Source organism: Cellulomonas sp. EB106-03-03-XG116 (assembly GCF_058792015.1).
Genome location: NZ_JBYTEP010000084.1, coordinates 1 through 10,829 on the forward strand (window position 1 = coordinate 1; position 10,829 = coordinate 10,829).

Here is a 10,829-nt window from a genome sequence, read left to right on the forward strand (position 1 = left end):
GCCCGGCACCCCCTCGGGGTGCCGGGCCGTCGCGCGTGCCGGAGGTGTCAGGCCCAGAGGCGCTTGGTCGCGATCTCGGCGCCCTGGACCAGCGTCTCGAGCTTGGCCCACGCGATCTGCTGGTGGATGCGCCCGCCCAGGCCGCAGTCGGTCGCCGCGACGACGTTCTCCCGGCCCACCAGGCGCGCGAACCGCTCGATCCGGTCGGCGACCAGCTCGGGGTGCTCGACGACGTTGGTCGCGTGCGACACCACGCCGGGCAGGATCAGCTTGCCCTCGGGGAGCTGCACGTCCTCCCAGACCCGCCACTCGTGCTCGTGCCGGACGTTGGCGGCCTCGAACGAGTAGGCCCCCGCGTTCACCTTGAGCATCGACCGGACGATGTCCTTCATCGGCAGGTCGGTGGTGTGCGGGCCGTGCCAGGAGCCCCAGCACAGGTGGTAGCGGATCCGGTCCTCGGGCAGCCCGCGCAGCGCGTGGTTGAGCGCCTCGACCCGGATCTCGGTGAACCGCACGTAGTCCTCGACCGTGGGCTCGGGGGTGATCTGGTCCCAGTTCTCCGCCATCGACGGGTCGTCGATCTGCAGCACCAGACCGGCGTCGACGATCGCGACGTACTCCTCGCGCAGCGCGTCGGCGAGCGCCCAGACGTACTCCTCGTCCGTGGCGTAGTACTCGTTGTCCATCCGCGCGGCCGACGCCGGGGCGATGGAGGTGATGAAGCCCTCCCGCGCGCCGGTGGAGTCGAGCGCCGCGCGCAGGTTGGCGACGTCCTCGGCCACCGCGTCCTGGCCGGTGTACGTCACCGGGGCGACGGCGGTCGGGAACGGCTTCGGGTCGCCGCCGTGGAACACGCCGCTCGTCGGGTCGGCGTAGGCCTCCTCGAACGCCGCGCGGTCGCGGCGGCGGCCGAACCCGGTCACCTTGACGTCGCCGGGGCCGGACTGCACGTCCTTGAAGATCCACGACGCGCCGTCGCGCAGCTCCAGGCCGCCGAGCCGCTGGAACGAGTACGACCACCAGGCGCCGTAGTCGATCGCGCTGGTCATCGCCTTGCCGAACTCGCCGTCGCCCGGCACGTCCAGGCCGAGGTCGACCTGGCGGCGCACGAGGTCCGTGACGGCGTCCCGGAGCAGGGCGGCGTGGTCCCCGGCGTCCTGGCCGGCCTCGCGGGCGGCGTTCGCGGCGATCAGCTCCGGCGTGCGCGGGAGGCTGCCGGCCTGGCTCGTGAGGATGTGGTCGGTGCTGCGGATCATCGGGTCTCCCGGCTCTGGCGGACGTGCGGGCTCATCGTCGCACCGCGGCCCGGTGCAGGTGGGCGGCGTCCAGGGGTCGGGCCGGGCCCGGTCACAGCCGGGGCAGCACCTGCTCCCGCACCTGCTTGCGCAGCACCTTGCCGAGCATCGACCGCGGGGTGTCCTCGATCGCGACCACCCGCTGCGGCACCTTGTACGCCGCCAGGTGCTCCCGGCAGTACGCGCGCAGCGCCGCCTCGTCCAGGTCGGCGCCCGGCTCCAGCTCGACCGCGGCGACCACCATCTCCCCGCCGCGCTCCAGCGGCTTGCCGATCACGGCGGCGTCGGCCACCGACGGGTGGCCGCGGAGCACGGCCTCGACCTCCGACGGGGACACGTTGAACCCGCCGGTGATGATCAGCTCTTTGGCGCGGTCGACGATCGTGGTGAACCCGTCGGGGTCGACGGTCACGATGTCGCCCGTCCGCAGCCACCCGCCCGGGAGCAGCGTCGCGGCCGTCTCGTCGGGGTTGTTCCAGTAGCCCGCGAACACCTGCGGGCCGTGCAGCAGCAGCTCGCCGGGCTCGCCCGGCGGGACGTCCGCCGTCGGGTCGTCGGGGTCGACGACCCGCATCCGCGTCGAGGGGAAGGGGATGCCGATCGTGCCGGTGCGCCGGGTCGGGTGGAACGGGTTGCCGAGCGCCACGGGGGACGACTCGGTCATGCCGTAGCCCTCCACGAGCAGGCCGCCCGACATCGACTCCCACAGCTCGACGGTCGCGTCGGGGAGGTTCATCGCGCCGGAGATGCAGAACCGGCAGGAGGCCAGGGACACCCCGCGCTCCTTCGCGGCCATCGCGGTGCGCTCGTAGATCGGCGGCACCGCGCAGTAGACCGTCGCCGGCGACTTCTTCATCGCGTCCAGCACGAGGCCGGTGTCGAACTTCGGGAACAGCACCAGCAGGCCCTGCTTGAGCACGCCGTACGTCAGGTAGAGCGTCATGCCGAACGCGTGGAACATCGGCAGGATCGCGTAGAACACCTCCCTGCGGTACTCGGCCCCGTGCATCCACGCCTCGCCCTGCAGCGCGTTCGCGTGCAGGTTGAGGTGCGTGAGCATCGCGCCCTTGGGCCGGCCGGTGGTGCCGGAGGTGTACTGGATCGCGGCCAGGTCGGTCACCGCGGGCCGCGGGTGCGCCGGGTCGAGCGGGCCGTGGGACAGCAGGTCCTCCCACGGGATCGTGCCCGGCGCGGGCGCCGTGAGCGAGCGGCGGGTCGCGCGCAGGCTCGGCACGGGCAGCGACAGGGCCGCGCGCTTCACCGCGGGGAACGCCCGGAGCAGGTTCACCGACACCACGTGGTCGACGCCGACGTCCGCGGGGAACTGCTTCACCTGCTCGACCGCCTTGTCCCAGGCGATGACGACCCGCGCCTGGTGGTCCTCGAACTGGTGCCGCAGCTCGCGCGACGTGTACAGCGGGTTGTGCTCGACCACCACCGCGCCCAGGCGCAGCACCGCGTAGAACGCGACCACGTGCTGCGGGCAGTTCGGCAGCAGCAGCGCGACCCGGTCGCGCGGCCGCACCCCGAGCCGGCGCAGGCCCTCGGCGGCGCGCTGGACCTGCGCGCCGAGCTCGGCGTACGTGGTGCGGCGCCCGAAGAACTCGAGCGCGGGGGCGTCGCCCGCCTCGGCGACGGAGCGGTCGAACATCGCCACCAGGGACTCGGTGGGGAGCTCGATGTCGGCGGGCACGCCGGGCTGGTACTGCGCGACCCAGGGACGGTCGTCGGTCGAGGTCATGCCGCCATTGTGGCGGGTGGGGCGGGTTCGGGTGGTGGGTCCGCGGGACGTCGACGGTGGCGCGTCGAGATCAGCCCAGCCGCGGGGCGGCGAACGGGACGCGCTGAGCCAGATCGCGCAGGACGTGCAGCAGGATCCGGTTGAACGCGACCGGCGCGTGGCTGTTCACGTCGTGCCCGGCGTTCGGCACCACCCACTGCCGTGCGCCCGGGTGGGCGCCGAGGTAGCGCCGGGCGCCGAACCGGAGCGGGTCCCGCGCGCCGTTGACGAGCCACACCGGCAGCGCGAGCCGGCGCAGGTCCTGCACGGGCGTGTAGCCGTGCAGCGCGCTGAGCATGTCGGTGACGACGTGCCAGGTGCCGCCGCCCAGGCCGAGCGCGTCGACGACCCGGCGGGACGCGCGGCGGTAGGCGCCCAGCGGCTTGCCCTTGAGGTCGGTCGAGCAGCCGGCGAGCACGACGCCGGCGAGCCGGTCCTCGTGCCGCGCCGCGTAGGCGAGCGACATGTACCCGCCGAGGGACAGGCCGACCAGGAGCGGCGGCTCGGCGCAGGAGCGCACGGCGGCGTCGATGGCGGCGAGCCCGCCCTCGAACGTCAGGCGCTCGTGCGCGCGGCTGCCGTGGCCGGGCAGGTCGATGGCGATCGTCGGGTGGCCGCCCTCGGTGAGCGCGCGGACCTGGTCGTCCCAGATCTTCGACGAGGTGCGGGTGCCGTGCACGAGCACGATGGGGTGCGGCTGGTTCTCAGGGGTGGACATGCGCCGTTCCGGGGGGAGGTGCGGCCGGCCGTCTGCGGCCGGTCGTCGGGCGCCGCGGCGATGGTCCGGACCGCGGGATCTGGATCCACGGTAAGCCCGGAACCTGGGACCCACCTGAGGTGCGCGGGATTCACCCGGGTGACCCGCGTCACCGGTCCGCGGGCCCGCAGGTCAGACGCCGAGCAGCCCCCGGCGGTGCGCGATCGCGACCGCCTCGGCCCGTCCGCCGGCGCCGAGCTTGTCCAGCACGCGGGACATGTGCACCGACACCGTCTTGCCGCTGATGTAGAGCCGCTCGCCGATCTGCCGGTTGCTCAGGCCCTCGGCGGCGAGCGCCAGCACCTCGGACTCCCGGCCCGTGAGCACGTCGGTGCCGCCGGCCACCACGCCCGGGACGTCGAGCCGCCCGCGGCGCGCGAGGTCGGTGACGGCGGTGACCAGGGGAGCGGCGCCGACGGCCCGCGCCTCGGCGAGGGCCGCCGCGGCCGCCTCGCCCGCGGCGGCGCGGTCGCCCGCGCCGAGCAGCGCCTCGGCGTGCCGCCACCGGGTGCGCGCGAGCTCGTACCGGTAGCCGTAGTCGAACTCGGCGACGGCGGCGGCCCACGCGTCCGGGTCGGCGACGCCGAGCAGGCGGGCGTGCTCGGCGTGCGCCCGCGCCAGCCACGCGCGCCCCTCGGGGCCGAGCTGCCCGCCGCGCGGCCGGCCGCGGTCGGCGGTGACGACCGCGCGGTTGAGCAGCCGCGCGCCGAGGTCGAGCCGCGGCCCGGGGTCCCGGCCGGCGAGCCGGTCGGCGGCGGCCTGGTCGGCGAGCGCGGCGATCCCGAGCGCCGACAACCAGATGCCGCCGAGGAAGTAGTCGGACCACACGCGGCTGATCTCGGCGATGAGCTCGTGGGCCAGGGCCACGGCCTCGTCCAGCCGCCCGGCCCAGGTGAGCGCGTCGACGGCGCACCCGCCCGCGATCAGCGTGATCATCGTGTCGTCGTGCTGCCCGTGCAGGAGGGACAGCCCGCGCTCGGCCGCGTCCGCGTCGCCCCGCGCGACGGCCGCATACATCTGGACCCCGTCGACGGCGGACGCCGCGCGCGGCGGGCCGGGGTCGGCGGTCGGGGCGGGTGGGGTGAGGTCGCCGCGGGCGTACCGGACGATCTCGGCGAACAGCCGCAGCTCGACGCCGTACGCGCTCCAGGTCAGCCCGGACCGGGCGGCGAGCTCCAGCCCCGCCGCGGTGGTGGCGGCCGCCTCGTCCAGCCGGCCGGCGTAGTACCGGTTCGCGGCGAGGTTGTAGGTGCAGCGCAGCTCGGTGGTGGTGTCGCCGGCGTCCCGCGCGCGGTGCAGGGCGACGGTCAGCAGGTCGGCGGCGCGGTCGCGGTCGTCGACGACGAGCACGGCCAGCGAGATCAGGGCGTCGGCCTCGGCGTCCACCGCGCCCGCGGCGCGCGCCTCGTCCACCGCGGCGGCGGCCGAGACCTCGGCCTGGTCGTCCAGGTCGGAGTTCAGGGCGGCGCGCGCGTGCGTGGCGAGCGCCCAGGCGCGGGCCGCGTCGGGGGTGCCGTCGAGGTCGGCCAGGGCCGCCAGTGCGCGGTCGGTCTCGCGCAGCGCCTCATCGACCCGCTCGGCGCCGAGCAGGTGCCGGGCCAACGTGGTGCGCAGCGCGGCGACCCGGCGTGCCCCGGCGCCGTCGCTCCCGTCGCGCGCTGGGGGGTCGACCGCGGCGACGGCCTCGCGCGCCATCGCCACCGCGCGGTCCCCGAGCCCGGCCCGACCGCCCGCCGCCGCGGCGGCGAGCAGCACGTCGACCCGCTCCTCCCCGAGGTCGTCGGCGGCGGTGGGCACGCCCGGCCACAGCCGGAGCACGGTCTCGAGGTGCCGCAGCTCCTCCGCCGGCGCCAGCACCCGGCCGGCCTCCCGCGCGGCGTCCCGGGACGCGAGCAGCGCGAGCCGGTTGTCGTGGGACAGCAGCGCGTGGTGCGCGCGCTCCGCGGGGGTGGCGAGCGCCGGGTCGGCCGCCGAGGCCAGCAGGTAGTCCCGGTGCAGCGCGACCTGCTCGCCGGGGAGCAGGTCGGCGTACACCGCCTCCGCCAGCAGCGCGTGCCGGAAGGCGATCCGGCGGTCCTCGCCGACCAGCACGTGGTGGGCGACGGCGTCCCGCAGCGCCGCGTCGAACGCCGCGTGCCGGTCCGGGTCGTCCGCGGTGCCCGCGACGACCGCCCGCAGCAGCGGCTCGGCGACCCGCCGGCCCGCGGCGGACGCCGCGCGCACCAGCCGCTGCACCTCCGGGTCGAGCGACTCCAGGCGTGCCCGGAGCACGTCGGCGAGCGTCCCCGGCAGGTCGGCGCCGGTGCCGCGGGCCTCCGTCAGCTCCTCGGCGAAGTACGCGTTGCCCTCCGACCGCCGCTGGATGCGGCGCAGCGCGGCCTCGGGCAGGGGCTGCCCCGCGAGCCCCGTGGTGAACGCGCGCAGCTCGTCCGGGGTGAACGGCCGCAGGTCGAGCCGCTCGACCCGCGGGTGCCGACCGAGCTCCGCGAGCACCGGCCGCAGCGGGTGCCGGCGGTGCAGGTCGTCCGCACGGTAGGAGCCCACGAGCAGCACCGGCTCGGCGCGCAGCCGGGCCACCAGGAACCGCAGCAGGTCGCGGCTGGACGAGTCCGCCCAGTGCAGGTCCTCGAGCACCAGGACCAGCGGCCGCCGGGGCGTCCCCGCCGCGGCGAGCGCCGCGGCCACGCCCTCGAACAGCTGCAGGCGCTCGGCCTGCTCGTCGGCGCCGGTGCGGACCGGGTCCGCCGACCCCGCGGCGGCCGACGGCAGCAACCGGCGCAGCGCGGGCCGCGCGGCCACGACATCCGCGACGCCGGGGCAGTCCGCGTCGACGACCTGGTGCAGCGCGTCCGCGAACGGCAGGTACGGCAGGCCGATCTCGCCCAGGTCGACGCAGTGGCTGATGACGACGGTCGCGCCGCGCGCCGCCGCGAGCCGCGCGGTGTGCGTGAGCAGCCGGGTCTTGCCGACCCCCGCGTCCGCGCCCAGCAGCACCAGGCCCGGCTCGCCGGCCCCCGCGCGCTCGACGGCCGCGAGCAGCGCGGCGACCTCCTCGTCGCGGGCGACGAAGGGCGCGCGTCCCACCGACCGGTTCATGAGGTCGATGGTCCCAGCCTCCACCGACACGCGTCCCCTCCTTCTGCCGTCGGCGGATCAGCGGCGCCGCCGCCGCCAGCGCCAGCCCAGGTCGGACCCGCGCACGGCCGCGCGGACGACCTCCTGGCGGTAGGCCACCTCGGCGTCGAGCGCCGGGCCCCAGATGGTGTCCATGTCGGTCTCCCTGCGGTGCGTGCCCCGCCGGTCCGGCGGTGGCGTGCCGGGTCCCTCCCGGCACGAACCACACTGGTCCTGAGGCCGGGGGCGCCGGATCGGTCGACCGACCAGTCCGCGGGACCGGTCGCGGCGGGCGTCGGCCTGAGGCGGGTCTGAGGCGGTGCCGCACGGGCTGAGGTCGGCCTGAGGCGGCCCTGAGGTGCCCGGGCGCGCCCCGCCCCGGGCCGTCGTGCGAGGCTCGGGGCATGACGACCGCCACCACCGACCCCCGCCCCGCCCCCGCGCGCGACGTGCTCGACGAGGTGTTCGACGCCGTCCTGTTCGACATGGACGGCACCCTGATCTCGTCCACGCGCTCGGTCGAGCGGTGCTGGCTCCGGCTCGCCGGCGAGTTCGGGATGCCCACCGACGACCTGTCGCCGTTCCGCCACCACGGCGTGCCGGCGCGGGACATCCTCGACCTGCTGCTCGCGGACCGGGACCCGGCGGAGCGGGCGTCGGCCCTGGCCCGGGTGGTCGACCTGGAGGTGTCCGACACCGAGGGCATCGAGGTGCTGCCGGGCGCGGTCGAGGCGCTCGCGGCGCTGAGCGGGTCGGCCGGCGGGGCGGGCCGCGCGGCCGTGGTGACCTCCTGCGGCGCGCGCCTGGCCGCCGCCCGGATCGCGGCGGTCGGCCTGCCGGCCCCGGCGACCGTGGTCACCGCCGACGACGTCGAGCGCGGCAAGCCCGACCCCGAGCCGTACCGCGCGGGCGCCGCTCGCCTCGGCGTCGACGTCCGGCGCTGCCTGGTGGTCGAGGACGCCGAGTCCGGGATCCGGTCCGGCCGTGCGGCGGGAGCCGCGGTGCTCGCGCTGCGCACCACCGAGGTCGCGGGGCCGGGCGGCGGGGTGGACCTGGTGGTCGACGACCTGTCCGCGGTGCGGTTCGAGGTGACCGACGCGGGCGTGCGGGTGCGGCGGGCCTGATCGCCCGGGCGCTCCGGGGCGCGCGCGGCGCCGGTCAGGGTGCGGTTCAGGGTCCGGCCAGGGTCCGTCCCGGATGTGCCGCGTGACCGGGACCGGCACCGTAGGGGGTGTCGCGGAGCACCGCGGCGCACGCGCAGCACGACGGGAGAGAACGACGATGACCGGCATCTACGAGTCCCTGTGGCGGAGCGGCCTGGTGCGGCCGCTGGACGGCCGGGTCCTGGGCGGCGTCTGCGCCGGGCTCGCGCGGCGGTTCGGCATCGACGCCTGGCCCATGCGGTGGCTGTTCCTGATCGTGCTGATCGTGCTGCCGGGGAGCCCGCTGCTGATCTACCCGCTGCTGTGGATCTTCATGCCGGGCGAGGACTGGGTCGCCCGCGTGCACGGGCCGAACGCGTACGCGCAGGCGTTCCCCGGCGCGCGGCCGCAGGGCTACCCGGCGCCGCAGCAGGCGCCGTACGCGCAGCCGTACCCGGGCTACGGCGAGCAGCCGCCGGCCGCGCCGGCCGCGCCGGCCGCGCCGGCCCCGCCCACGACCCCGCAGCCGCCGGCCGACCCCGCCGACGGCCCGCGCTGACGGCCGGCCCTCAGGGCACCAGCACGTCGTACCGCGGGACCGGGGGGAGGGACCCGGTCTCGCGGAGCCACCGCGGGGACGCGTCGACGGGGAACGCGGTCACCGGGCGCACGCCGCCCAGCCCGACCCACCCGTAGACCAGCGCCCCGCCCCCGACGCCCTGCGCACGGACCACCACCCAGCGCAGGGCGTCGGCCGTCCCCGGGACGGCGTCCTCCCGGACCAGGAGCGGGCCGCCGCTGCGGGTCGCCGAGCACCGGGGGGAGCGCGTCGGCGACCCGCAGCGGCGGCGGGGCAACTGAGCGGGTCGGATGCGGGGGTCGGCGACGCTCGGGACCGCGCGGACGGGGGGCGTGTCGGTGGGTTCGGCGAGGCCGAGCACGTGCCCCCGGCCTCGACGTCAGCTGAGGGCCCGACGTGAGCCGGGGGCCGAGAGGTCGGCCGAGCGTCGTGACGTGACTCGGGGGTCACGCCAGGTGAGGTCGTGGCTGGACGCTGGGCGTCACGTCACCTGGGGGCCGTGACGTGATCCGAGGGTCGTGACGTGACGCTGGAGGTCACGTGACCTGTGAGTCGCGACGTGAGCGGAGGAGGCTCGTGACCTGCGCCGAGGTTCGTGAGGTCAGCCGAGGACCTCGACGTCGACCTCCCACGCCAGGTCGTCGAGGATCTCCGCCGCGTGCGTGTTCGCGGCGCGGACGGCCGTCTCCAGATCCGGGGCCTCGCCCCGCAGGTCGAAGGTCACCCGCCCGCCGGTGAACCCGTCCGGGGCGTCGTCGCGCAGCGCGCCGAGAGCGTCGGCCATGCCGGCGCGCGTCTCGTCGTCGGGCACGTCGGGGACGGTGAGGTGGGCGACGTAGTCGGGCATGGGGACATGGTGCCCGAGGGCACCGACACGGGTCGCGGCGGTCGCGCGGTCGCACGGTCGCACGGTCGAACCCCGCGGGTGCGGCGTTCCACGCGCGGCGTCGTGAGGGCGACCGTGTGCGCGCGGCGTCCTGAGCGCGACGCCCGGGGCGTCGTGGCCCGGCGCGGCTGCGCGAGCCGGCTACGGCGGGCGACCTGTCGCTCAGAACGGGGGCGGCTCGTCGTGTGGGTCGGCGGTGGCGTCGTGGGACTGCCCGGTGCCGGGTCGGGTGAGGTACCGGTGGCCGGTCGGGGTGATCCACTCGAACAGGCCGGGTCCGGTCTGGCGCAGCCGGAAGCCGCCGTCGGTCTTGAGGCGGTGGTGCCGGCGGCACAGGGGGCCGAGGTTGTCCGCGTCTGTCCGCCCCAGGGGCGCGTCGGGGTTGGCACCGGGCTGGGGGTGGAACTCCGTGGTGTGGTCGAGGTCGCAGCCGCAGGCCGGGACCCTGCACCCGGGTGCGGCGCAGGTCTTGTCGCGGGTGCGGACGAGTTCGGACAGGGCGGCGGGTGGTCGATATCGCTCGCGACCGACGTCCAGCACCCGGTCGGTGAGCGGGTCCGTGACGATCCGCTGCCAGACCCCGCCGATCGCCAGGGCACGGGCCTGCACGGCGTCGATGGGTCCGTGCCCGTCGAGGTGGGCGGGCTGGTCGTCCAGGCCGAGCAGGGTCGAGGCGGGCATGGTGATGCGGACCTCGGCGCCCGGGCGGCCTGCGCAACGGGTGCAGGCGCGTCGGGCGGGCGCGGCGCCGGTGGGCGCGAGAGCAGGCGCGGTGGCCCCGGCCGGTGCGCCAGGCGCCGTGGCAACGGTCAGCGCGCCGGAGGTGGCTCCGGTCGGTGCGCCGGGCGCGGTGGCTCCGGTCGACGCGCCGGGCGCGGTGGCACTGGTCAGCGCGCCGGAGGTGGTTCCGGTCGGTGCGCCGGGCGCGGTGGCGACGGCGACGGTCCTGGTGTCGACCCCGGTCTCGGTGCCGGTCTCGACCTCGGTCGCGGTCCTGCCGTCGGCCTCGGTATCGGTCCGAGTCCCGGTCGGTCCGTCTGGTGCTCCGCGCGGGGGAGCGGGGTGGCGCAGGTCGGGAGCGGCGTCCGGGTCGGGCACGGGGTGCGCGGTGGTGTCGTCGAACGGGGTGAGGGTGGCGACCGGGATCGGCTCGACCGGGCGCGCGAGGACCAGACCGTCCCGGTCCATGAACAGCGCGCCGTTCCACGACCGCTTCGGCTGCGGCGGCACCGGCACGCCGGGGGTCAGGTGGACCTCGAACGCCGGCCCGTCAGA

The 10,829-nt window shown here is 76.7% G+C and carries 9 protein-coding genes; 2 read left to right on the forward strand and 7 right to left on the reverse strand.

What is annotated here, in order from left to right:
- Window positions 1-47: 47 nt before the first annotated feature.
- The 4 genes from AC3WUG_RS18580 to AC3WUG_RS18595 form a co-directional block, all read right to left on the reverse strand.
- On the reverse strand, window positions 48-1,256 hold the full coding sequence (locus AC3WUG_RS18580) for a cobalamin-independent methionine synthase II family protein (RefSeq protein ID WP_492329023.1): 1,209 nt from the start codon (window positions 1,254-1,256) through the stop codon (window positions 48-50).
- Between the two features lie 91 nt (window positions 1,257-1,347).
- Window positions 1,348-3,036: a long-chain-fatty-acid--CoA ligase gene (locus AC3WUG_RS18585; protein WP_492329024.1), complete on the reverse strand. Its 1,689-nt coding sequence runs from the start codon at window positions 3,034-3,036 to the stop codon at window positions 1,348-1,350.
- Between the two features lie 70 nt (window positions 3,037-3,106).
- Window positions 3,107-3,793, reverse strand: coding sequence for an alpha/beta fold hydrolase (locus tag AC3WUG_RS18590; RefSeq protein ID WP_492329025.1), 687 nt, complete (start codon window positions 3,791-3,793; stop codon window positions 3,107-3,109).
- A gap of 171 nt (window positions 3,794-3,964) precedes the next feature.
- On the reverse strand, window positions 3,965-6,958 hold the full coding sequence (locus AC3WUG_RS18595; protein ID WP_492329026.1) for a helix-turn-helix transcriptional regulator: 2,994 nt from the start codon (window positions 6,956-6,958) through the stop codon (window positions 3,965-3,967).
- 392 nt (window positions 6,959-7,350) lie between these two features.
- Between AC3WUG_RS18595 and AC3WUG_RS18600 the strand changes: the two genes are divergently transcribed.
- Together AC3WUG_RS18600 and AC3WUG_RS18605 are read left to right on the forward strand one after the other, a co-directional pair.
- Window positions 7,351-8,070: an HAD-IA family hydrolase gene (locus AC3WUG_RS18600; protein WP_492329027.1), complete on the forward strand. Its 720-nt coding sequence runs from the start codon at window positions 7,351-7,353 to the stop codon at window positions 8,068-8,070.
- Between the two features lie 157 nt (window positions 8,071-8,227).
- Entirely contained in the window at window positions 8,228-8,647 is a 420-nt protein-coding gene (locus AC3WUG_RS18605) for a PspC domain-containing protein (protein WP_492329028.1), read from the forward strand.
- A 10-nt stretch (window positions 8,648-8,657) separates the two neighbouring features.
- Here AC3WUG_RS18605 and AC3WUG_RS18610 read toward each other — a convergent pair whose 3' ends face one another.
- From AC3WUG_RS18610 to AC3WUG_RS18620, 3 genes are all read right to left on the reverse strand, one after another.
- Window positions 8,658-8,825 (reverse strand): hypothetical protein, encoded by a 168-nt coding sequence (locus AC3WUG_RS18610; protein WP_492329029.1) that lies wholly within the window; start codon window positions 8,823-8,825, stop codon window positions 8,658-8,660.
- A 444-nt stretch (window positions 8,826-9,269) separates the two neighbouring features.
- Window positions 9,270-9,515, reverse strand: coding sequence for a hypothetical protein (locus AC3WUG_RS18615; protein WP_492329030.1), 246 nt, complete (start codon window positions 9,513-9,515; stop codon window positions 9,270-9,272).
- Between the two features lie 201 nt (window positions 9,516-9,716).
- A partial coding sequence (locus tag AC3WUG_RS18620) for an HNH endonuclease signature motif containing protein (protein WP_492329031.1) occupies window positions 9,717-10,829 on the reverse strand: 1,113 nt, incomplete at its 5' end.